Below are 22,480 nucleotides of genomic sequence, written 5' to 3' on the forward strand. Positions count from 1 at the left end.
ATCCGTGTTACCTATATCAACACTTCCGCCGCAGGGGGCTCTTCCGCTGGAGGACAGATGGTCAAAGACGCCCAGGCAGTCCGCCCACCCGCCGTGTCCGTCGAGCACCACGGCATCGAAAGGATTCCCGACGACCAGCGCCACGGTTCGCCGCGCTCCGCCTTTTCCCTGTGGTTCGCGGGAAATCTGCAGTACTCGGCGCTCGCGGTCGGTGCCATTCCCACCGCGTTCCTCGGCCTCGGGTTCGGCGAAGCCGTCCTCTCGCTGGCCATCGGCATCCTGATCGGCAGCGTGCTGCTGGGCTTCGCCGCCTCGATGGGCCCGCGCGCCGGCGTGCCGCAGATGATCCAGTCGCGGCTTCCGTTCGGCTACTACGGCAATTTCCTGCCGGTGCTGCTCCTGTGCCTGACCGGCCTCGGCTACTTCGCGGTCAACACCGTGCTCGGCGCCTACATCGTCCGCGAGCTGTTCGGGCTGCCGTTCCTGGTTTCGCTCGTCGCGGTGGCGGCGGTGCAGATCGTCATCGCGATCGTCGGGCACGATCTGGTGCACCAGGCCGAACGCTTCCTCGCGATCGTCGCGTCCGTGCTCTTCGTGATCCTCACCTGGTACGGCCTGGCGAAAGGCGATCTCGCCGCGTCCGGCGACGTCCTGCACCGCGGCGCGGGCGGGGTCGCCGGCGGCATGCTGACCACCGTCGCGCTCGCTTCGACCAGGACGTTCGGCTGGTCGATCGGCGGCTCGGACTACACGCGTTACCTGCCGCGCGACACGTCCCGGCGGCGCGTGCTGCTCGCGGCGTTCTCCGGCGCGTCGCTGGCCGGGCTGTGGATGGCGGTCGTCGGCGCGGCAATCGGCACTGTGATCACTGTGGACAGTCCGACCGACCTGGTGGCGAAGCTGATCCCGGCCGGCCTCGCCGCCGTGATCCTGGTGGCGCTGCTCGCGGCTTCGATCTCCGGCAGCGTCCTGGACATCTACACCGCTTCGCTCGGACTGCTGATGGTCGGCGCGAAGGTGCGCCGCTGGATCTCCGCGATCATCATCGGCGTACTGGGCACCGCGGTCGGTTTCATCGCCGGGCACAACGCCGGATCCGTCTTCGGCACCTTCCAGAATTTCCTGTTCCTGATGGGTTACTGGATCGGCCCCTGGCTCGGGATCGTCGTCGTGGACGCAGTGGTCTTCGGCCGCCAGGAGATCGATCCGCAACGGTATTTCGACCGAACCCGGCGGTTCCGCCCCGGCCTGGCGGCGTTCGTGATCGCCATCGCGGTCTCCGTGCCGTTCATGGACCAAAGCCTTTACACCGGCGTTTTCGCGGCCCGCTTCCCGCAGTTCGGCGACCTCACCCCGTGGGTCGCGGGCGCGGTCGCCGCCGTGGCCTACTACCTCATCCGACGCTACCGGAAGGCCGACGAGTGACGAAACAAGCGCTTGGCCCCCTGAAATACGGCACCACGGTCATGCCCTGGGGCAGAGGAGCCGCGGCGGGCGGCTTCGTCTTCCTCAGCGGAATCGACGGCGTCACCGACGAGCACGGCCGGCCCGCCCACGGCGTCGCCGCGCAGACCCTGGTGACGCTCAACCGGGTGCACCGGCTGCTCGCCGACGCGGGCGCGGAGTTCGAGGACATCGTGCAGTTCGACCAGTTCCTCGCCGATCCCGCCGACCGCGCGGAGTACATGCGGGTGCGCGACGAATGGCTGGCCGAGCACGCGCCGAAGCTGCTGTCCGAGCGTTCGTACGCGTCGCTGCTGATCTATCCCCCGCTGGCCACCCCCGAGATGCGGGTGGAAATCCGGGTCGTCGCCTATCTGGGCGCTTGAAGGAGATTCCCTATGGCTTCACGGTTTTTCGCCGAGCTTCGCGCGTCGCAGGTCAAGGCTGCCTGCGGCCCGTCCTCGGTCGCGGTGCTGCCCGTCGGCGCCATCGAACAGCACGGCCCGCACCTCCCGCTGGCCACCGACGCGCTCGTCGCCGAAGCGGTGTCGAAGGAAGTCGTTGCCACGCACGACGAAGACCTCTGGCTGCTGCCGACGCTCAGCTACGGCCGCTCCGTCGAACACACCTGGGCGGCGGGCACCCTGTCCCTGTCCACGGCGACCTTCGCCGCGATGCTCGACGACATCGGACGTTCGGTCGCCGCCGCGGGGATCCGCCGGATCGTCCTCGTGAACGGCCACGGCGGGAACGTATCCGAAATCCAAACCGCGCTGCGCGATCTGCGCTTGGCCTACGGCCTCCTGACGTTCGGCATCAACGTCTTCCTCCCCGAGGAGCACGACCCGGCTTGGGCCGCGAGCGAAACCGGTCTCGGAATCCACGGCGGCGCCGCGGAAACGTCGCTGATGCTGCACCTGCGCCCCGACCTGGTCGACCTGTCCGCGGCAGAACGGCGGATCCCCGCGCAGATGGCCGACAACGTCCACGCCCGCTTCGGCGGCAGCGTCGCTTTCGGCTGGCTGGCCAACGATTTCGGCCCCGAGGGCTACCTCGGCGACCCGACCCTGGCCAGCGCCGAAGCGGGCGCGAGCGGGTTCAAGTCGATGGTCGCCACCTTGGGCGACCAGCTCGCGGAAGTCGCCCGCTTCGATTTCCCCGACTCCGCCCGATGACTCAGCCCCTCTCGCCGCAGGAAGCCGGTTCGCCATGCATACACCCCTGATCGTCGGCATCGGCGGCACTGTCCGCCCCGATTCCTCCTCCGAACGAGCCCTCCGCACAGTGCTCGACCACGTGCGGGCACACGGTGCCCGCACCGAACTGTTCACCGCGCGCGAACTCGATTTCGCCATGTACGAACCGGATCTCGCACACCGCTCCCCGTCGGCGACCGCGTTCCTCGACGCCGTCCGCCGCGCCGACGGCGTGCTGATCTCGACGCCCGGATACCACGGCGGACTGTCCGGCCTGCTCAAGAACGCCCTGGATTACCTCCAGGACCTCGCCGACGACGACCGCCCCTACCTGCACGGACGCGCCGTCGGCTGCATCGTCAGCGCGTACGGGCCGCAAGCCGGGGTCACGACGTTGACGTCGCTGCGCTCGACCGTGCACGCTCTGCGCGGCTGGCCGACCCCGCTCGGCGTCGTGGTCGACTCGACGGCTCAACCGTTCGCCGCCAACGGCCGCGTCGCCGACCGGAAACTCGCCGCCCAGCTCGCGACCGTCGCCGAGCAGGTGGCCCGGTTCGCGACCGCAGAGATCCGGACGGTCGCATGACGCTCTCGCTCGATGCACGCCCCGTCGACGCCGCCCTCGACGCGCTCTCGGCCGGACAGCCGATCGTGCTCACCACCCCCGGCGACGCGGCCCTCGTCCTGCCCGCGGCGGAGGCCTCCACGAGGGCGCTGGCGTTCGTCATCCGGCACTCGTCCGGACTGGTCGGCGTCGCACTGCCCGGCGACCGGTGCGACGCACTCGAACTGCCGCCGATGCGACCGACCTTCCGCCACGACGGCGGCCCTGGCTGGTGCGTCGCGGTCGACGCCGCGACGGGAGTCACTACGGGGATTTCCGCCGCGGACCGGGCCGAGACGATCCGCCGCCTCGCCGACCGCACCACCCGGCCGGACGACCTCAACCGACCCGGGCACGTGCTGCCGTACGCCATCCGTCCGCACGGGGTTTTCGACATCCCCGAAGCGGGGGTCGACCTGTGCCAGCGGGCCGGACTGCCCGCTGCGGCCGCTTTCGCCGCGCTGGTCAATCCGGAAGATCCGACGCGGATGGCTACGGCGGATGAGGCACTTGTCTTCGCCGCCGCGCACGGGTTGGCGGTGCTCGATTCGGCCGATGTTCTCGGGAATGGCTCGGGCGATCTTCGATCCAGATGAAGGCCCTCTCCGGACGGGGGTATCGCGACGGGCTGCACGGTTGAGGGGAGTTCGGCACCGCGCTGCATCCCCTCCGAAGCTTGACCGCGCTCCCGTCGGTGTTGCCGACGCCACGAGTCCCGGCGCAGGTACCGGCCCGCGCCGCCGAGCGTCCTTTGTGGACCGAATCTGAACCGGATTCGCCTTGGCAGAAGCGTTCTCGTCCGCATTCCGGGGAGATCGTCGCCAAGGCCCGGCGAGCGACACCCGACCTGATGACCGGGGTCGCCTGTCCGGCTGGCGGGGTCCCCCGGGTCCGGTCGCCGTGGGTCATCGGCGGCGGACACGACCGGGTCGATCTTGCTCCGGACCCTGGTCGCGCGAGCAGTCACTACCTTAAATTCAAGCGAGCCAGAGTCTTCGAAACGCACTCGCGGAGGTAGAGGATGCCTGCTCCGAACGACGAGAAACCCGACCGGCAAGGTTCAGGCAAGGACCGGCGGGACTTCCTGAAGGGGGCCGCCGCCGCGGCCGCGCTGGGGGTGGGCGGGGTCGCGGCCGGCGGCTTGCTGGGCGGGCAGCAGGCCCAGGCCTTCCCGCAGCAGACCGGACTGCCGCCGATCGGGGCGGAGATCCCGTGCAGCTGCCTGGCGATCAACACGCCACTGCAGATCCGCACAGCCCTGGTCAGCGTCGATTTCCGCGGCGGGATCAAAGTGCGGGTCGACGTGAACCCGGACGACCCGGTCAACTCGGTGCGCCTGCGGGTCGTCGGCCACCGCGTGACGGCCGAACTCCCCGGCGGCGACAGCGCGGAGCAGGGCGGCGGCACGATCACGATCGAGCAGAACGACGTCGACGTGGACGCCAAGAGCCTGCTCAAACTCACGCAGAAGTTCCCGCCGCGCTACGAACAGGTCATGGTGCTGAGCTTCACCATGACGATCGACCAGCCAGACGGCCTCCTGCGCCGGGCAGGCATCCGGTCCCGGAAGGCATACGAGCCGCTGGTGCTGACCACGAAGGAACCGGGGATGCTCGTCGGACAGCTGACCCAGTTCCCGCCGCGCGGGGACCTGTACCAGCTGCAGAACCCGATCGACCTGGTGCTCCCGGACGACCCGGACACGACGATCGCGTCGATCCAGAAATTCCCGGTGAAGGTGGGCGGCCTCTGACGCCCCTCGGGATATCCGGCTCGCGGCCCGGTTCGCCCTTGCGAGGGCGGGCCGGGCCGCTTCGCGAGTTCTGGGACGACGGGGCGACGGCAGCGCCCTTGCCCTGCAAAGTGGGCCGGGCGGCCTGGCAGGGACAGCGGCAACGGCGGCGCGCTTGCCTGCAGAACGCGCCAGGCCGCCCAGCAAGTACTGGGGCGGCGGCGCGCTAGCCCTGCACGGCGGGCCGAGCCGCCTCGCGAACTCTGCAGCGACCGGGCGACGACAGCGCATTTCCCTGCAACGCGGGCCGGACAGCCAGTCGTGAGACAGCGGGGCAACGGCGGCGCGCCTGCCCGCAGAACGCGGCGGGCCGCCCCGCAAGTGCTGGAGCGGCGTGCTAGCCCTGCACGGCAGGCCGGGCCACCTCGCGAACTCTGCAGCGACCGGGCGACGACAGCGCCCTTGCCCCGCACAGCAGGCCAGGCTGCCAGTCCTGGGCCAGCGGGCAATGGCGGCGCACTTGCCTACAGGACGCGCCGCCGCCGCGCAGGTGCTGGGGCGGCGGCCCGGCCCCGCACGCCGGGCCGGGCCACCTCGCGAACTCTGCAGCGACCGGGCGACGACAGCGCCCTTGCCCCGCACAGCAGGCCGGGCCGCCAGTCCTGGGACAGCGGGCAACGGTGGCGCGCTTTCCCTGCAGCGGCCGGGCCGCTTCGCGAGTTCGGGGCGGCGGCACGCTTGCCGTGCGGGGCGGTTCTCGTGGGCGGCGATTCCGGTGAGAACCGGCATTGCCGCTCACCAGCCACCTGCTCGCCGGTTATCCCGTCGGCGAGTTCGCTGCCCAGATCACCCGTCCGCGCGCGCAGCGGGTCGCGTCATCAGTCCCAGCACCGTTGAGCAGCGGACTACCGCGTCGGGGTCGCCGGAGAACGTCAGTTTTCCTGTCGCCAGCGCCTCGAATGGGCCGAGCGCGCCGGCGCCGATGCGGACGAATGTTGTCGCGTCGGTACGGATGCTCAGTACCGGGGCTTCGGCGGGTCCGCGTGCCGTGGTGAGTGCGCCGCGGTCGACGGTCAGGTGGAAGGTTTCGTCGTCCACCTGGAATTCGTACGTTTCCGAGACCTCCGGCAGCCGGCTCGCGTCCGCCATCGACTGGACGGCCAGCAGTGCCCAGTGCGGGCGGGTGACCATGTCCGTGCTCGGTTCGCCCAGCAGGCCGATGCCCCATTTCGACAGCGCCAGCACCGGTTCCCGCAGTCGTTCGCCCAGCGGGCCGAGCCGGTAGGCGTGTCCGGCGCCGGTTTCGGAGCGTTCGACGATTCCGGCGCCGCTCAGCTTCTTCAGCCGGTCCGCGAGGAGGTTGGTGCCGATGCCGGGCAGGTCCGCGAGCAGTTCGGTGTAGCGGCGCGGGCCGAGCAGCAGTTCGCGCACGATGAGCAGCGTCCAGCGTTCGCCGACGGTGTCGAGGGCGGCGGCGAGCCCGCAGTACTGGCGGTACTGGCGTTCTCCTCGGGCGGTGGTCGTCACCAGCCCAGTTTACTACGCGATTTTCAAGTACGGCGTCAGGGCCGTCCGGAGCTGCTCGGGGACCGGGACTGGTTCGAGTCCGGCGGGGCCGCGGGTCATGCAGGCGACCGACTGGTGCCCGCGCGCCACCAGCTGCGGCACCGCGACCTCGGTCCGGTAGTAGTCGAACGCCATCGCCACCCGGTGGCCCTCGAGTTCGGTCAGGGTCATGCGCAGTTCGACGACGTCCCCGGCGGTCAGTTCGCCGAAGTACTCGCAGCCGCAGCCGGTGGTGACCACGGCGAAGCCGTCGGTGAGCGAGGCGAGGACGTCCGGGGCGTGCTCGGCGAGGAACCGTTCCCGGCAATGTCCTTGCCAGCGAACGTAATGCGCGAAGTAGACGTTGCCGACGAGGTTGGTCTCCTCCAACGTGACGGGATGGCGGTATCGGTAGGCGGGGGTCATGCGATGCCGACCGTGAGCAGAGCGATCGCGACTGGCAGCGGGTAACCGTCCACAGTGAACACTGCGGAGGCGATCCGCGCGCGGCCGGCGGCGAGGACGAGCCAGCCTCCGTCATACGCTCCGGAAAACCTTGCCTCCGAAGGACTCGCGCTCACCTGGGTCAGGCACCGCGTCACTGTCGAGACCCGCGCGGCCAGGCGTTCGGGCGGCTCCTCGCACGGGCCTGAGAGCACGCGGAGCAGCCTGGGGTCTGGTGGTTCGTGCGGTTCCACGAATTCCCAGGCACAGGCGGCCGGGCAGGAGCTGTCGGCAGCCACGCTGAACGGTTCGCCGATTGATACTCGCAGCGACGGATCGAGTCCGAGCGCCACCGCTGTCCGGGTGATCGCGACGGACAACAAGGACGGGGGCCAGGGCCGGTCGTCGGGCAGTGAGCCGGTGTCGGCCAGGCGTAAGCCGGTCCAGCGGACTGCGGTGCGGCCGTCCGCGTCAGTCGCCGCGACGTTCCAGGTGTAGCGGCCGTCCGCGGCGTCTTGTTCGGTGCCGCGGAGTTCCCACGGACCTGCCGCGCGCGGGTCGAAGTCGACGCGGTCGCAGGCGACGGGCAACAGCCGACGCGTCGGGACGCAGGCTTGGAGGACGTGCACGGTGGCGTCGTGGGCGGCCGGGTCGCCGAGTACCGAGGCGAACCAGGGCTCGTCGTTCGGGGTGATCGTGGCCAGGCAGGACCACGGGTCCGGGACGGCTGCCGAGGTGACCCGGCGGAACTGTCCTTTGTGGAACAGAAGCCGGTCGTACAGTTCGGTCGGCTCGATGCGGCCGTGGTCGGGGACGACCGGCGGCGCAGTGTTTTCGCTGGTAGACAAGGGGAAAGTGGCAGTGAAGTGGTCTGCCTGGAAGGCGGATTCGGCACAGCGCAACACGGTGGTGATCACGTCGCCGTCCCGCAGCGCGCAGACTCGGACGACGTGCTCGCCGGTGTCGGGAATGATGACCGGCCGGTCGAACTTGACGTCGCACGCGGTTGTCAAGGCCCGACCAGCGACCACGGAAGCGGCCTGCGCCATGGCTTCCAGCCCGACGACGGCGGGCAGCAGGGCTGCTCCGTCGATCCGGTGACCGTCCAGCCACGGATCGGTGCGCAGGGAAAGCGTGGCGTCGGCGACGAGTTCGACGCCGGGGTGGCCCGCTCGGATCCGCTCCAGCAAGCGGCCGGTTCCGGCCGGGAATTCCGCGCCGAGCCGTCCGTGCACGGACACGTCGGCGGGCGTCGACGGCGTGCGCAGCAACCGCAGGAACAGTTCGGTTCCTTCCTCGACCGGGATTGGCGTGGTGCCGGAGCGGACGAGGGTCTGCGCCGCGCCCATGCGTTCGGCCATGCCAGCGCCCGACCAGGCGGACCAGGCGATGTCGAGCACTCGGCAGGACGGCACCTCCCGGGCGAGCCGTCGAGCCTCGGCGCGCAGGAGGCCGTTGGCCAGCGCGTAGTGGCACTCCCCCGCCATCCCGGCCGACCCGATCACTGAGCCGAATGTGACCAGCAGCCGCAGCGAGTCCGGCGGGACGGCGGCGAGCAACGCGCGAAGGCCGGTGACCTTCGGACGCAGGTGAGCGCGGATCCGGTCGGGCGTCAGGTCGGCGAATCGGGCGGGTTCGTTGATGCCGCTCGCGTGCAGCAGGGCGGTCACCGGGCCGGTTTCGGCGGTGAGTTTTTCCACGGCGAGCGCGACGGCATCCGGGTCGCCGACGTCGGCGGCCTCGTAGGCGACGCGGATCCCGTCCGCCCTCAGCCGGTCCAAGTTGGACTGGAGGAGTTCGTCGGTCTCCGGATGAGAGCGGCCGAGAAGGGCGAGCGCGAGCCCCGTTTTGCGGGCCAGGGCGTGCGCACACTCGTAGCCGATGCCTTTGCCGCCACCGCTGACCAGGAGCACGTCTTGCTCGTCGAGGAGGGTTTCGTCCGGCTCCGCGGCGACGAGTTGCTCGCGCGGTTCATACCAGGAGCCGTCCTCACCGAGGACTAGTTCGCGGAATCGGCCGGGCTCGGCGTGGAGTGCTGAGAAATCCGCGGTGCCGACCGGGACCTGGCCGAGGGTGATGCCGATCCCAGGGTGTTCCTGGTGCAGCGAACGGAAGAAGCCGCTGAGCGCGCAGTCGTGCGTCACGACCACGAGCGTCTGGTGGCGCAGGGCTTTCCGCCCAGCGTCGAGCAGCGCCTCGATGTCTTCCGGGTCGGCGAGGCACACAGTTTCCGTCGGACGCCACGGTTCCGGCCTCGCCGGGGCCAGGACCTCGGTAAAGCAGCCGGTCCAGGGCCGCACACCCGGGGTCTCCACGTCGGGTTCCGCGGTCTCCGGAAGCCGTTCGATCTCCGCGATCACCTCGCCGACCGAGCTGTCGGCGAACGCCATCGACACCGACGGCAGCTTCCGGCCGAGCGCCGACGCCGCCTCGACGACGAGCTGGGTCGCCCGCAGCGAACTCAGGTTGAGGTCGGCGAGGAGACGCGCGTCGGAGCCGATGAGCGCTGCGTCGAGTTCGGTGGCCTCGGCGAGCAGGCCGGTGACGGTCGCGGCGGCATCGCGAGCCGGAGCAGCGTCGAGCGCTTCCCGCGGTTCAGGGATCGCCGAGGGTGCTGCCGAACACGGGTTCGTCAGGAATTCTGGTTCGCGGTCGAGGTCGAGGGGACGCGCGGCGCGTCCGGCGAACCAGCGGGCGAGGTTCGCGACGGCTCCGGCGGCGAACAGCGCGGCAACGGAGTCGGCGGCTGCCCGGTCGCCGGATGAGCCGATGTCCAGGCTGACCGCATCCCGACCAGCCAAGGCGCTCAGGGCACGGCCGGGGCCTGCCTCGACAAACAAGTCCGCGTCGACGGCCTGTACGGCGGTCCGGAACTGCACCGGCGCGCACAACTGCCGGACGAGCAGTTCGCCGAGATCGTCCTCGTCGGTGAGCGGGCGGCCGTACACAGTGGACACCACTGTGCGCCGTACCGGAGCGAGTGCGATGCCCTTGAGGAACGCACGCCACGGCTTGGTGCAGGCAGCCATGGCGGAGCTGTGGAAGCCGTGAGACACCGGAAGCCACGTGACGCGGAAACCGCGCCGCTCGGCCCTGTCCGCCACCGTCCGGAGTTCGGCCACCGAACCGGAAAGCACCTGCGACAGAGCGGAGTTGTCGGCGGCCAGCACGACGTCCGTGCCGGTATGAAGCGCCTGCGCCTCGTCCGCGCTCGCCGCGACAGCGAGCATTCCGGTGCCGGGGGTGCCGTATTTGCCCATGATCCGGCCGCGTTCGACGGCCAGCCGTTCACCGTCCTCGGCAGACAGACAGCCCGCCCACGTGAGCGCGGCCAGTTCGCCGAGACTGTGCCCGATCGCAGCGCTCGCGGTGACGCCAAGTTCGTCGAGCCGCGCGAGCGCCGTGCGGCAGGCACGGTAGATCGCGGGCTGGGCGAGCGTGGTGTCGGCTGGTTCCGTGCCGCTCGCGCCTTGCCCGGGGAACAGCAGCCCGACCCGGCCTGGTACGGCGTTGCCCAGCCAGCAGCTCGGGGATGCCGCGAGCTGACCATGGGGCAGCGACGGCACCTCGGCTGCTGCGCGAGCAGCAAGAGAACCCAGCTCGGCCGGAGTGTGGGCGACCAGCGCGGCGCGGACTGGCCCGGCGGTGCCTAGGCGTCCGTACTGGCAGGCGAGGTCGTGCAGTTCGGCTCGCGACAACCGCGGCGCTGCCTCGGCGATCCGGGTTAGTTCGGCGGCGACGAGAGCGGGGTCCGGTCCGCTGACCGCGATGACGTCGAATTCCGGAGTCGGCCGATCCGCCACCGACGACCGCACTGGCCGGGTCCGCGCCGGAGAGCCCAGCACGACGTGGGTGTTGATGCCGCCGAACCCCATGGCGCTCACCCCGGCGAGGCGGCGGCCCTCCGGCCAGGGCTCTGCCTCCAAGAGCACCCGCAGGGTCTCGCCCAGCGCCGGATGCGGCGTCGCGCAACCGGTGGTCGGCGGCAGCAATCCGGAGGACACGCTCAGCGCGGCTTTGACCACCCCAGCGGCTCCGGCAGCTGCTTTGGTGTGCCCGATGTTCGCCTTGACCGAGCCGAGCGCGGCGGCCGACGACGCCCCCGACCGGGCCCGGTTCAGCGCTGTCAGCTCGACCAGATCTCCGACCGCCGTCCCGGTGCCGTGTCCCTCGTACAGCCCGATCTCGGCGTGCTCGATCCCGGCCATCTCGCCCGCGCGGCGCAGCGCGAGCAACTGGCCGTCCGGCTCGGGCCGGGTGATGCCGCCGCGGCCGTCCGAGGAAACGCCCCAGCCGAGGATTTCCGCGTACACCGGCAGCCCCGCCGCGCGGGCGTCCTCGGCGCGGGCGAGCGCGAGCATTCCGCAGCCCTCGCCGGGCCAGAAGCCCGCCGAACGCTCGTCGTAGATCCGCATCTCCTCGGCGGCCAGCGCACCGGTCTTGGCGAAGCCGACCAGCTCGAACGGGTCGAGCGACAGGTCCACTCCCCCGGCCAGCGCGAAATCGGCACTACCGTCGCGCAGCGCACGGCAGGCGGTGATCACGGCGAGCATGGACGAGGCGCACGCGCCGTCCACGGTGTACCCGCCGCCGTGGAAGCCGAAGTGGTTGCAGATGCGGCCCGCGATGGTGTTGGCGAGACTTCCGGCCAGCGTCTCGTCCCCGACCTCGGGAAACGCTGCCAGGTACCGCTTTTCCGCTTCCGCGAGGTCGACCTCGGACAGCGTGGCGCGCAGGACGTCGCGGACGTACGGCCAGCGCAGCCGCAGGGTCCGGGCGCGGGTCACTTCGCCGGTGAGGCTGTTGCCGACCACGACGGCCACCCGGTCCGCATCCAGGCCGACGCCTGCCGGATGACCCGCGTCGGCCAGCGCCCGGTCCGCGGTTTCCAAGGCCAGCCAGTGCGCGGGATCGGCGGCGCGGAACGTCGAGCCGGGGATCCGGAAGGCCTCCCGGTCGAACTCCCAGTCCGCCAGTACCGCGGCCTGGGTGCTGTAGGTCCGGTCCGGGACGCTGGCGTCGGCGCTCCAGTAGTCGGCGAGGTCGAGGCGCCCCGACGGCAACTGCCGGAACGCGCGGCGGCGGTGGAGCACGGTTTCCCACAGCTGCGCCGGGTCGGCCGCGTCCGGGTAGCGGCAGGCCATCCCGACGATCGCGATCGGCTCGCCGGGTTCGCGGCGGGTCATGCGGGCTCCCGGGCCGGGACGGGCTCGGCAGCGGTGCGCGGTGCCGGGACCAAGACCGTCCATTGCGGACTCTTCCGGGCAGCGATCGCGAGCACCGCCGCCCGCAGCGCGCAGGTGATCGTCAGCGCGAAGAACAAGCCGAAAACGACGTGGAACTGCACGAGCACGCCGTACACCGCGGCGGTGGCGAGCCCGAAGTACACCTGGTTCCGTCGCGAAGACGGCGTGGTGCCCGGGTCGGTGATCATGTAGTTGGTGAACAGGACGAACGCCGTGCCGGTGAGCGGCAGCACCGCGCTGACCAGCGAAATGTCAGTGAACAGCGCGCGCAGCAACGCTTGGCCGAGGAAGCCGCCGACCCAGCCGAGGATCAGCGGGACCTTGCCGGTGAGCTTGGCGTTCAGCATGGTCCCAGCGATCAGCAGCAGTGCGGGCACGAGCGCGCCCCACCAGCCGGTGACCCATTCGGTGAACTCGTACGGCGGCGCGATGCCGACCCAGCCGAACAGCAGCAGGACCACCACGATTCCGACGTTGCTCGGGTTCAGCACGTGCCTGCTGTTGCCGCCGATCCGCACCCGCACGACGTACTTGGAGGCGACACCGACCACCGCGGCGAGCACCGTCGGCATGAACCGGTCGTTGGCGTACAGGAGCATCGCGCACGCCATGCCGGTGATGTAGGCGGGGAGCAGGAAATCGACCACCGCACCGGGTTTGCCGAGGTAGCGCGGGCGACGTTCGGCGGCCGCGGCCTCCACGGACTCCAGCACGATCTCCGCGGCCAGCGCGGCGAACACGGCGACCACCGGGGTCAGATACGCCTGTTCGAAGCCGAGCACGGTGTGCCCGAGCACGGTCAGCACGGTGATCGACGCGCCGAACCGGCGCAGGGCAGCGGAACGGCGTTCGCTCGGCGACTTGGTCACCGGTCCTCCTCGATGGTGCCGTCGGGGTTGAGCCGCAGCTGGTGCCAGCCGGGCGGAAGCGTCACCGAACCCTCGTGGCGGTGTCCGCAGCCGTCTCGCCACGCCAGGCGGACCGGCACTGTGGACGGCGGCTCGCTGCCCAGGCCGAAGTGCAGGTCAGGGGCGTTGACGCCGTTGTGCCCGTTGGCCGGGTACACCTGTTCCAGCCGCTTCCCGCCACCGGGTGCGGCGACCTCGGCCTCGGCCCCGATGGCGGGCGAGGTCGGCCCGCCTGTCCCGCACGCGGTGCCGCCGACGGGTTTTCGCAAGCGCAGTCCGAGGAAGGCACCGGCCGGCGAGGTATTGCGGTACAAAGTGGACGGTGCCCACTGGTTGGCGACGACGAAGTCGAGCCGCCCGTCGCCGTCCACGTCGCCGACCGCGAACGCGCGGCTCACCGCGTCGGTCCCGACTCCGACCCGGTCCGCGACGTTCACGTAGCGGCCGTCCGAGCCGCGGGCGAAGAACGAGTTGTGATCATGCCCCGACAGATCGGTTCCCTCGGTGAATCGCGGCCACAACGCGGGGTGGCTCAGCACGAGGTCGTTCGACATCGCGGTCTCCTGCAGTTGCGCCCACCGGTTCACCTCGCCCGCGACGAACCCGGTCGCGTGCATGACCTCGTCGGCACCGGAGTTGGCGAAGTCAGCCGCCTTGACGTCCCACGACCATCCGGTGCGGGACAGACCGAGGTCCTCGCTGCGGTCGTCGTAGGGTGCCACCCCATCGCGTAATCGGGCGGCTGTCCGCGCGCGGTCCATAGTGGACTGATAGGCGAAGTTGCTTTCCTGCAGCGCGTACGGCTCGGTGATGTTGCTGACCAGGATGTCCGGGACGCCCTTCGCGTCGAGGTCGGCGAAGGCCACGCCCATGCCCTTGAACGAATCGTTGCCCAGCACTTTCGATTTCGGTGTCGTCGCGTGCCTGGTCCCAGTCGCCGTGCGGAACGCGACGCGGCCCGGAGCGGACTCGTTGACCAGCAGATGATCAGGACCGAAGTCGTTCGCCACGTAGAGATCCGGCAGTCCCCGGCCGCCGATGTCCTGGGCGCCGAGCGCGAGCGCCCACCCGGTTCGCGTCTCCGGCGGGAAAGCGTCGGGCACCTCAGCGAACCGCCCGGCTCCGCTGGAGCGGAACAACCGGAGTGTGCCCCCGTTCGCGGCGTGCGACAGCGAATCGTTCATCGTCAGTTCCGGCTGGTGCGCGGTCGGGTCGAGCACGCGCGCACCGTCCGGGAAATAGTTGCCGAAGACGAGATCGGTGTGCCCGTCGCCGTCGAAATCGCCGATGGTGGCGGCGTTGGTGTTCCAGACCTGCCACGGGCTGACCAGTTCGCGCGCGCGGAACGCGGCCGCGGACGGCGCGGCCCCGGGCAGGCGCTCGAAGACGACCGGGGAACGGCCCCAGTAGTAGACGACGACGTCCTGGCGGCCGTTCTCGTCGACGTCCGCGGGCAGGCAGCCCATCGGTGCCGCGAAGGACGGCATCTCCAGCCCTGACGGCGTCAGCGCGAACGGCTGGTACCGCGCGCCGGTGCCAGGGGCGGGCTCGACGGTGACCGTGTCCGTGCGCGGGTCTACCAGACAGATGTCGTGCGCGACCGGGCCGCCGTCCACGGCGAACAGGGCGGTCGCCGCGCCCACGGAGGAGATCCACGACCGGATCTGTTCGTAGGCCGGAGCGACGGTCCGCACGTGCCGTCCGCCGGGCGCGTTGTCCGGGCTGACCGGCGCGGCGGCGAACGAGAACTGGTGCGCCAGCTCGGTTTCCTCGGCCGAGGACGACTGCGGAACGACTGTGAACGCGAACACCGCCGCGCAGCCGAACAACGCGACCACGCGGGCGAGATGCCGGCGCAGAAAAGGCCTCATCGGCTCTTCCTCTCCCAGAGATACCGGATTTCCGCGCGCCAGCGCTGGTAGTGCGCGAGCGTCGACGGAGCGGGCAGCCGGCCGAGCGCCTGGTCGGTCCAGTCCGCGGCGGCGCCGGTGCTGGTCCCGGCCAGCACCTCGGCCGCTTTGTCGGTGTGCGCGGGCACGATTCCGCTGACCCGCCGCGCGGCGCAGGCGAACGCGCACCCCTGTGCCAGGTGCGCGCGCAGCGGCCCGGACAGATCGGCGAGCCGGGCGAGCTCCCCGGCATCGGCACCGCCCGCGTACGTCGCGGCGAGGCCGACTCCGCTCCACAGGTCCGCCTGCCGTTCGACGGGGAATTCCGCGATCCGCAGCGCGACGCCGTCCGGGTCGGCGCATTCGCAGAACCACAGCGCCCGACCGAGCCCCTGGTCGCGGATATGCCGTGGTCCCGGCCCGATCCCGGGTTCGACGCGATGGCGGCCGACTGTCCGGTCGGTGTGGAAAAAGCCTTGGTGGAAGCCGAATCCGTCCCAGGCCAGCCACCGCAGCAACGGATCCGTTCCCGCGTTCCGCGACGGGCGCAGCCGCAGACGCGCATAGGCCCAGCCGATGCCGACGTGCACGAGGTGCGGATAGTCCGCAGCCGGTCCGTTCAGCAGGGCCGCGACCCGCCCGCGCCGGGCCGGGAGGAGCAGGTCCAGCAGGGCGCAGCCCATTCCCGCACCCTCGAACGCGAACCCGCGCAGCTCCGGTTCGAGCGCGGACACCCGCTGCCCGAGCGCGTCCCGGTCCGGCTCGACCGAGGCGTTCAGTCCGGTCAGGAACGCTCGTCCGGACGCCTCCAGGACACCGCGGGCGGGGCCGGGACGAAGCCGGAACCGGCGCAGCCCGAAGTCGACCTGCCGCATGTCCTGGCGCAGCGCCCGGGCCACGACGCCGGGCATCACCGCGTTTCCTGAGGCATGGCGACGACGCGTTCCATCAGGGCGGTGACCAGCATGGGCCGGGCTTCGCGCTGGAAATCGACGTCGGGATGGAATTCGCGCACTGTGCCCTCCAGGACCAGCAGGGACAGAATCGGGAACACGAACTGCGGATCGGCGTGGAGGCCGTGGCGGCGCTGGAGGTCGAACAGCTTGGCGGCGAACGAAACCAGGTCGAAGTCGGCCGCGCTGCGCCCGGTGTGCTCATCGACCAGTGCGGACAGTTCGGCGCGGAATCCCGCGGGGTCGGACCCGGGCGGTGCCGTCGCGGTCGACAGCACGATGTCGGCGCAAGCTTCGCCGTCGCCCTGGCTCATGCAGTAGAAGAACGCCGCGAACTTCTCCCGCGCGGACTCGGACAGCTGGACGATGAAACCCGCGTCCAGCACGACGATCGAGCCGTCCTCCCGGAAGTAGAGGTTGCCGGGGTGCAGGTCGCAGTGGACCACGCCGTCCAGGAACAGCATCCGGTACACCGCGCGCAACGCCGTGACCACCGCGTTCCGGCGCTCCTCCTCGCCGAGGTCTTCCGGACGGCGACGCGCCAGGCCGTCCAGGAAGTCCATCACCAGAATGTCCTCAGTGGACAGTCCGCGATGAACTCCGGGCACCGTCACTCCGTCGGCGGCGCTGAGCGCTTCACGGAAGCCTTCCAGCCGCTCTGCTTCCCGCGAGAAATCCAGTTGCGCACGAATGCTTTCGGCGAGTTGCGCGGCCACCGCGTTGACCGGCACCCCGCGCAGCATCGGCAGCCGAGCCGCCAAGCGCGCGCCGCATTCCAGCATCGCGAGATCAGCCGAGAGGGACCGGACGATCCCCGGCCTGCGCACTTTCGCCGCGACCGTCCGGCCGTCCGGGAGGCCCACCCGGTACACACAGGCGATACTGCCCGCACCGACCAGCCGCGGTTCGGCCGCGCCGAACCGCAGCGCGGGCGGCATCGTGCGCAGCGGTGCTGGGCGAACCTGGTCGTGCAACCGGGAAAGCGCGCGGCATCCGCGAGGCGGCAGGAGGTCCGCCCGGGTGCTCAACAGCTGGGCCGCCTTCACGAACGCCGGTCCCAGCGCCACCACGGTGTCCGCCAGCCAGACGTCCCGATCGAACCGTTCGCCGCGCAGCCACGCCGCTGCCGTCGCCGGTCCCAGCAGCAGCGTTCGTCCGGCGAGGACCGCCAAGGCCCGCGCCGTCCGCAGCGCCACCGCGCCGCCGCTGATTCTCGAAAACGTCATCTCTCCCCTTCGCCGTCCGGCCGCACTGCCGACGACCGACGTTACAACCAGTAGCGCGGCGAATGCACCCTGTTACTACAGGACCATCCGTTCCAGCGAAACCGGGCCAGAAACACCCGGCCGGGCAAGCCGTTTCCCTTTCGTGGCCGGGAATCCGGCCCGGTTTCCTGCGCATGGTCGGCCGCGGGTCACCGCCGCCGCCTCGGCCGTACCCTCGCCTGCCCCGATCCAGGCACGGAAAAACACGGTGCGTAGCGACCGCGGGGCGATTTCCCTTACCGCGCGCGATAATCAGTCGACAGCGGCGGCATGGTGCGCATCCTGGCCAGTGCGGGCAGCGGGAAAACCGACGCCGAGCTGTTCCGCCGCGAGCGCGGTGCCTTCCAGCCGCGCGCGGATCTTGGCGAACGCGGTCTGCCGCGAGGTCGACTGGTCGTCCGCGAACGGGGAAAAGCCGCAGTCGTCACAGGTTCCGAGCTGCTCCACCGGGATATGACGAGCAGCGCGCAGAACCCGGTCGCGCACCTCTTCGGCCGTCTCCACGCGCGGGTCGATCGGGTCGATCACCCCGACGAACACGCGGACGCCCGGCCTGAGCTGATCCGCGATGACGCGCAGGACCCGGTCCGGGTCGGGTTCACTGGCCAGCTGGACGTAGAAATTGCCGACGGTGTGCCGGAACAGCGTCGGGAGCAGGTCGGCGTAGTCGACGTCGAGGCTGTGCGTCGAGTCCAGGTCGCCGCCGGGGCAGGTGTGGACGCCGATGCGCGCCCGCTCGGATTCGCCGAACCTCGCCAGGACCCGGTTGTTCAGCTCGACGAAATCGCGCAGCACCTGACCGCTGGGATCGAGTTTGAGCGACAGGCGTCCCTCGGTGAAATCCAGCTGGACGACGTGCGCGCCCGCGTCGAGGCACCCGCGGATATCGGCCTCGGCCCCGTCGACCAGGTCCTCGAGGAATTTCTCGCGCGAATAGCCGTCGATGCCCGAGGCCGGGTAAAGCAGCGACAGCGCGGAAGGCGCGATAACCGCTTGTTTCACCGGAATATTCGTGCACTGCCGCGCGGCCCGCACATACTGCTCGGCGTGCTCCTGGTAACGGAACGGCCCGGAGGTCAAACAGGGCAGCTGCCGCTGGTGGCCGTCGGCGAACGGGATGACGACGCCGTCCGCGGAAAGGTTGCCCGAGCCCGCGATCGGGTAGGTGACGAAGCTGGGTTTGCGCTGCTCGCCGTCGGTGACCACGGTCGCGCCCAGCTCCGCTTGCGTTTCGATGGTCTCGCGGACGGCCCGGTCGAGAACGGAGGCGAAGGCCGCGTCGCCGAGCTGCCCGCTTTGGCGCGCGGCGAGAGCGCCGAGCAATTCGGGCGAACGCGGGACGCTGCCGATGGGTTCGGAAGGAATGGTCATGCGGCGAGCCTAGAAGCGGCGGCACGGAGCGGAACAGGAAAGGAACACCGGAGAACGCCGTTCTCCTTCTTTCGAGCCATTACCGGTTCGAAAGTGTTGACACGGCACTTCGACGAGAAAAGCGCTTTATTGGCGCAGTGCAAAAAGCATTTTCACCAGCAGCACAAAACCGAGGGGACGGCGGCCGGTTCCAGCCGCCGCCCCCTCGGTCAGCGTGCGCTCAACGCCAGCCCAGCTCCGGAGCGACGTGCGTCAGGATGCTCTCCAGCACATGGGCGTTGTAGTCGACACCCAGCTGGTTCGGCACGGTCAGCAGCAAGGTGTCCGCGGCCTGCAGGGCCTCGTCCTCCTTCAGTTCCCGCACCAGTTCGTCCGGTTCGGCGGCGTACGAACGACCGAAGATCGCCCGGGTGTTCTCGTCGATCATGCCGATCTGGTCGCGCGAGTTGCGGTCGCTGCCGAAGTACGCGCGGTCCAGGTCGTTGGTCAGCGCGAAGATGCTGCGGCTGACCGAAACGCGCGGCTCGCGTTCGTGGCCCGCCTCCTTCCACGCCTCGCGGTAGGCCTCGATCTGCTTGCGCTGCTGGACGTGCAGCGGTTCGCCCGTCTCGTCGTCCTTGAGCGTGGAACTCTGCAGGTTCATGCCGAGTTTCGCCGCCCAGACGGCCGTCGCGTTCGAGCCCGAACCCCACCAGATGCGGTCGCGCAGGCCCTCGGAGTGCGGTTCGAGCCGGAGCAGGCCCGGCGGGTTGGCGAACATCGGCCGCGGGTTCGGCTTCGCGAAGCCCTCGCCTTCGAGGAGCTTCAGGAAGACCTCGACGCGGTCGCGGGCCATGTCCGCGTCGGTCTCGCCCTCCGCGGGGGCGTAGCCGAAGTACCGCCAGCCGTCGATCACCTGCTCGGGGGATCCCCGGCTCACGCCGAGCTGGAGCCTGCCCCGCGAGATGAGGTCGGCGGCGCCGGCGTCCTCGACCATGTACAACGGGTTCTCGTAGCGCATGTCGATCACGCCGGTGCCGATCTCGATCTTCGACGTCCGCGCGCCGATGGCCGCGAGCAGCGGGAACGGGCTGCCCGCCTGCCGCGCGAAGTGGTGCACGCGGAAGTACGCGCCGTCGACGCCCAGCTCCTCGGCCGCGACCGCGAGGTCGATCGACTGGTGCAGGAAGTCGGCGGCCGACCGGGTCTCGGAGTGCGGGCTCGGCGACCAGTGGCCGAACGACAGGAAGCCAATGTTCTTCACGCATCGTCAAACGTTCAACTACCCCGTCTCATTCCCCGGCGGCCGCCGCGGCGTCGAGATGTGCCGGTGCGGGACGGCTGAGTGCCCGGTCGACCACGTTCCGCAGCACCTGCGCCACCACCGGGTCCACCCGGACGGCGCCGTTGAACGTCAGCGACGACGCGCTGAACACGAACCCGCCGCCGGGCAGTTCCTTGCACGCCATCGCGGCGCCCGCGCGGTCGGTCGGGTTCGTGCCCTGCGCGATGACCCCGCTCGGCGGCACCTCGCCGTCGAGGCCTTGGAGGGTGTCGAACTCCCAGGCGCTCGCCGCGCCGTTGCGGCCGTGCGCGCCGAACTCGCTGCCGACCGTCAGGCCGGTCCCGGCCAGGAACGGGTGGTCGCGCAACACGCGGTACGGCGCGAAGGTCATCCAGCCGTCGTACTCGAAATTCACCCCGAGCAGCTGCGACTCCGGCAGGTCGTAGTGGTCGAGGAACAGGTCGCGGCTGCCGTCGGCGGCACGGAACGTCAGCGTGGTGCCCGCGGCGTCGAACTCCGCGCGTTCGTAGATCTGGTTGCCGCCGGTGGCGATCACGCTGCCGCCGGCCGCGAGGTAGCCGGCCAGGTTGGTGCGCATGGCCATCGAGAAGTACTCCGGGTGCGAGCCGAGCACGACGGCGCTGTAGTCCTCGAGCCAGCCGCCGGTGTGCAGGTCGTGGTCGGTGTAGCAGTCGAACCCGACCTGCTCGGCACTCAGCCAGCGCAGCAGTTCCAGATCGCTGTAGAGCTCCAGGTCGTACTGGCCTTTCGGCGCGATCAGCCAGGTGTAGCTGGGCCGCAGGAACGAGATCACGCGGCGGACGCCGTCCTGGCCCTCGGAGTACTGGTCGTGCCCGCTCCAGCCGTTGTACGCGTGGTAGGTGTTGGTCGGCAGGACAACGGCGATCTTCTGCGCGGGCGCCGCGGGCCGCACCACGAACGGGATGTGCTGCACCCGGCCGAACCGGCCGGTCAGCCGCGCCGCGTACACCCCGGACGGCCAGGTCGTGGGGATGTCCGCGGCGTAGCGCTCGGCCCAGCCGCATCCGGCGGACCGGTAGTTCGCGCCCACCATCTGCAGGCCGCCGGTGACAGTGGTCGTCCCGGTGACCGCCTCCGGGGTGTCCCCGCCGGGCGCGACGCGCACGAGCTGCGCGGTGACCGTGCTGAACGCCGTCGACAGCGCGATGGACACCCGCCCGCCGGCGGGCACGCTCTGCTGCTGCGGGTACCCCTGCAGCCCGGCGCTGCGTTCGACGGTGAACCCGTGCCCGACGACGATCCCGGTGCCGTTGTTGATCCAGCGCGGCCCGCCGTCGGTGTCGACCGTCTCGTGGTTGGTGAGGCGCAGTTCGACGAGATCGCCGTCGTCGCCCGGCACCGTCGAGTGGTCGATCCGGATGAGGTAGACCGCGCCGTTGCCGCCTCCGGAGAACAGGTCCCGGCGGAACAGCTCGAACCAGTCGTTGTCGCCGATCGCGATGGGCTGCCCGTTGTTCGCCCATCCGCTGCCGTCGCGGTAGCGGAACCAGGTGAGCGCGCCGGTGCCGCTGACCGCGTAGATGACGTTCGCGGTGTCGGAGAACAGATAGCGCGCGACGTTGAACCCGTCGCCGAGCGCCTGCGGAGTTTCGAAGGTGCCGTTGATCCGCCGCGACCGGTACAGGATCCCGTTGGCGTCCACGCACCAGATGACGCCGCCCGGGCCGCCGAAAATGCGCGGGAAGGCGTTGAATCCGGTCCCGACGACGACCCCGGTGCCGTTGTTGGCCCAACTGCCCGCGCCGGTGTCCAGGTTGGTGACGAGCCGCTGGTAGTACAGCACCGTCCCGTCCGCGCGCACGCCGTAAAGGACGCCGTTCAAATCGCCGAGCACCGTGACGAAGTCCTGCCAGCCGGACCCGATCAGCAGCCCGCTGCCCTGGTTGGCCCAGTCGAACGCGCCGGTGGCCCAGCCCCGGTGCCGGTACCAGTAAAGGGCGCCGTCCGCCTGCACGGCGTAGACGATCCCGTCGCCTCCGCCGACGAGCCTGCTCCAGCGCTGGTGCGGATCGAACGCTCCGGTTTCCAGCGCTGCTTCCGGACGTGCTTCTGTCGCTTCGGCGATCGGCAATGCCGGACGGCCGCTGAGAATCCCCATGTCTCCCCCAGGAGTTCGGTGTGCGTCCCCTCGCACACGTCTGATGGGGTAAACGCTCGCCCGGCCGCCGGGCGTTTACCCGGCGGCCGGACTACCACCCGATCAGCCCAACGGCTCAGCGGGCGAGGCGTTCGAGCAGGACGACGGTCACCGTGTCCCCGGCCTCCTTGCCGATCGCTTTCCGCAGCGAGGCGTTGACCGGGAGTTTGTGGGTGCCGTCGCCGAGCGCCATGAAGGAACTGCGGAACGGTTCGCCGTCGACGGTGCCGCGGACCTTAACCAGGCCGCGGGTGCCGAAGAACTCCGCGGACCCGGGCCAGATCAGGTACGTGTGGCCGCCTTTGGCCGGGCTCTTGCGCAGGGTCGCGGTGAATTTCTCGTCGAGTTCGCCGGTCTTCATCGGGTTCTCCTTCGGATCGGGCGGGACGTTCACCTCGAGGTACGAACCTGGCCGCGGGATTTCGACACGGTACCGGCGGA

Annotated in this window: 17 protein-coding genes; 6 read left to right on the forward strand and 11 right to left on the reverse strand. The window is 70.4% G+C overall.

Translation table 11 applies throughout. From position 1 onward, the window contains the following. Positions 1 to 57 precede the first annotated feature (57 nt). The 6 genes from FKO37_RS31315 (at position 58) to FKO37_RS31340 (ending at position 4,996) form a co-directional block, all read left to right on the forward strand. Entirely contained in the window at positions 58 to 1,425 is a 1,368-nt protein-coding gene (locus FKO37_RS31315; protein ID WP_238606820.1) for a cytosine permease, read from the forward strand. Further along, positions 1,422 to 1,829, forward strand: a complete 408-nt coding sequence (locus FKO37_RS31320) for a RidA family protein (RefSeq protein ID WP_238606821.1) — start codon at positions 1,422 to 1,424, stop codon at positions 1,827 to 1,829. The genes FKO37_RS31315 and FKO37_RS31320 overlap by 4 nt, the downstream gene beginning before the upstream one ends. Positions 1,830 to 1,841: 12 nt before the next feature. Beyond that, a complete protein-coding gene (locus tag FKO37_RS31325; RefSeq protein ID WP_238606822.1) occupies positions 1,842 to 2,618 on the forward strand; it encodes a creatininase family protein in 777 nt (258 codons plus the stop codon). Positions 2,619 to 2,652: 34 nt separating this feature from the next. Next, positions 2,653 to 3,225 carry an NADPH-dependent FMN reductase gene (locus FKO37_RS31330; RefSeq protein ID WP_238606823.1) on the forward strand — a complete coding sequence of 191 codons (573 nt, stop codon included), beginning with the start codon at positions 2,653 to 2,655 and terminating at the stop codon, positions 3,223 to 3,225. Beyond that, positions 3,222 to 3,839: a 3,4-dihydroxy-2-butanone-4-phosphate synthase gene (locus FKO37_RS31335; RefSeq protein WP_238606824.1), complete on the forward strand. Its 618-nt coding sequence runs from the start codon at positions 3,222 to 3,224 to the stop codon at positions 3,837 to 3,839. Before FKO37_RS31330 ends, FKO37_RS31335 begins: the two co-directional genes overlap by 4 nt. A gap of 425 nt (positions 3,840 to 4,264) precedes the next feature. Further along, on the forward strand, positions 4,265 to 4,996 hold the full coding sequence (locus FKO37_RS31340; protein WP_051728937.1) for a twin-arginine translocation signal domain-containing protein: 732 nt from the start codon (positions 4,265 to 4,267) through the stop codon (positions 4,994 to 4,996). 825 nt (positions 4,997 to 5,821) lie between these two features. On the opposite strand, the gene FKO37_RS31345 is transcribed toward FKO37_RS31340, so the two are convergent. The 11 genes from FKO37_RS31345 to FKO37_RS31395 all read right to left on the reverse strand — a co-directional run bounded on the left by FKO37_RS31345 (position 5,822) and on the right by FKO37_RS31395 (position 22,400). Continuing rightward, a complete protein-coding gene (locus FKO37_RS31345; RefSeq protein WP_238606825.1) occupies positions 5,822 to 6,502 on the reverse strand; it encodes a winged helix-turn-helix transcriptional regulator in 681 nt (226 codons plus the stop codon). Between the two features lie 12 nt (positions 6,503 to 6,514). Beyond that, positions 6,515 to 6,946, reverse strand: coding sequence for a thioesterase family protein (locus FKO37_RS31350; protein WP_037812894.1), 432 nt, complete (start codon positions 6,944 to 6,946; stop codon positions 6,515 to 6,517). After that, entirely contained in the window at positions 6,943 to 12,150 is a 5,208-nt protein-coding gene (locus tag FKO37_RS31355; protein WP_238606826.1) for a type I polyketide synthase, read from the reverse strand. Before FKO37_RS31355 ends, FKO37_RS31350 begins: the two co-directional genes overlap by 4 nt. After that, on the reverse strand, positions 12,147 to 13,079 hold the full coding sequence (locus FKO37_RS31360) for an enediyne biosynthesis protein UnbU (RefSeq protein ID WP_238606827.1): 933 nt from the start codon (positions 13,077 to 13,079) through the stop codon (positions 12,147 to 12,149). The genes FKO37_RS31355 and FKO37_RS31360 overlap by 4 nt, the downstream gene beginning before the upstream one ends. Then, positions 13,076 to 14,989 carry a CRTAC1 family protein gene (locus FKO37_RS31365; protein ID WP_238606828.1) on the reverse strand — a complete coding sequence of 638 codons (1,914 nt, stop codon included), beginning with the start codon at positions 14,987 to 14,989 and terminating at the stop codon, positions 13,076 to 13,078. The genes FKO37_RS31360 and FKO37_RS31365 overlap by 4 nt, the downstream gene beginning before the upstream one ends. Next, positions 14,986 to 15,918, reverse strand: coding sequence for a DUF1702 family protein (locus tag FKO37_RS31370; RefSeq protein WP_037812896.1), 933 nt, complete (start codon positions 15,916 to 15,918; stop codon positions 14,986 to 14,988). Before FKO37_RS31370 ends, FKO37_RS31365 begins: the two co-directional genes overlap by 4 nt. After that, complete coding sequence (locus FKO37_RS31375) at positions 15,918 to 17,186, reverse strand: AarF/ABC1/UbiB kinase family protein (RefSeq protein WP_051728940.1); 1,269 nt, start codon at positions 17,184 to 17,186, stop codon at positions 15,918 to 15,920. The genes FKO37_RS31370 and FKO37_RS31375 overlap by 1 nt, the downstream gene beginning before the upstream one ends. 291 nt (positions 17,187 to 17,477) lie before the next feature. Beyond that, entirely contained in the window at positions 17,478 to 18,596 is a 1,119-nt protein-coding gene (locus FKO37_RS31380) for a cobalamin-independent methionine synthase II family protein (protein ID WP_238606829.1), read from the reverse strand. 220 nt (positions 18,597 to 18,816) lie between these two features. Next, positions 18,817 to 19,839: an LLM class flavin-dependent oxidoreductase gene (locus tag FKO37_RS31385; protein WP_238606830.1), complete on the reverse strand. Its 1,023-nt coding sequence runs from the start codon at positions 19,837 to 19,839 to the stop codon at positions 18,817 to 18,819. Positions 19,840 to 19,867: 28 nt separating this feature from the next. Further along, entirely contained in the window at positions 19,868 to 22,000 is a 2,133-nt protein-coding gene (locus tag FKO37_RS31390; protein ID WP_238606831.1) for a N,N-dimethylformamidase beta subunit family domain-containing protein, read from the reverse strand. A 115-nt stretch (positions 22,001 to 22,115) separates the two neighbouring features. After that, positions 22,116 to 22,400, reverse strand: a complete 285-nt coding sequence (locus tag FKO37_RS31395) for a DUF1905 domain-containing protein (protein WP_037813387.1) — start codon at positions 22,398 to 22,400, stop codon at positions 22,116 to 22,118. Between the last annotated feature and the right edge of the window lie 80 nt (positions 22,401 to 22,480).

This window comes from Amycolatopsis sp. Poz14 (assembly GCF_006704225.1).
In the GTDB taxonomy this organism is placed as follows: domain Bacteria; phylum Actinomycetota; class Actinomycetes; order Mycobacteriales; family Pseudonocardiaceae; genus Amycolatopsis; species Amycolatopsis nivea.

Coding starts and splice junctions, on each gene's coding strand:
- FKO37_RS31325 (WP_238606822.1), top strand. CDS start 1,842: ATGGCTTCACGGTTTTTCGCCGAGCTTCGCGCGTCGCAGGTCAAGGCT.
- FKO37_RS31315 (WP_238606820.1), top strand. CDS start 58: ATGGTCAAAGACGCCCAGGCAGTCCGCCCACCCGCCGTGTCCGTCGAG.
- FKO37_RS31350 (WP_037812894.1), bottom strand. CDS start 6,946: ATGACCCCCGCCTACCGATACCGCCATCCCGTCACGTTGGAGGAGACC.
- FKO37_RS31340 (WP_051728937.1), top strand. CDS start 4,265: ATGCCTGCTCCGAACGACGAGAAACCCGACCGGCAAGGTTCAGGCAAG.
- FKO37_RS31370 (WP_037812896.1), bottom strand. CDS start 15,918: ATGCCCGGCGTCGTGGCCCGGGCGCTGCGCCAGGACATGCGGCAGGTC.
- FKO37_RS31335 (WP_238606824.1), top strand. CDS start 3,222: ATGACGCTCTCGCTCGATGCACGCCCCGTCGACGCCGCCCTCGACGCG.
- FKO37_RS31330 (WP_238606823.1), top strand. CDS start 2,653: ATGCATACACCCCTGATCGTCGGCATCGGCGGCACTGTCCGCCCCGAT.
- FKO37_RS31380 (WP_238606829.1), bottom strand. CDS start 18,596: ATGACCATTCCTTCCGAACCCATCGGCAGCGTCCCGCGTTCGCCCGAA.
- FKO37_RS31365 (WP_238606828.1), bottom strand. CDS start 14,989: ATGAGGCCTTTTCTGCGCCGGCATCTCGCCCGCGTGGTCGCGTTGTTC.
- FKO37_RS31355 (WP_238606826.1), bottom strand. CDS start 12,150: ATGACCCGCCGCGAACCCGGCGAGCCGATCGCGATCGTCGGGATGGCC.
- FKO37_RS31375 (WP_051728940.1), bottom strand. CDS start 17,186: ATGACGTTTTCGAGAATCAGCGGCGGCGCGGTGGCGCTGCGGACGGCG.
- FKO37_RS31395 (WP_037813387.1), bottom strand. CDS start 22,400: ATGAAGACCGGCGAACTCGACGAGAAATTCACCGCGACCCTGCGCAAG.
- FKO37_RS31390 (WP_238606831.1), bottom strand. CDS start 22,000: ATGGGGATTCTCAGCGGCCGTCCGGCATTGCCGATCGCCGAAGCGACA.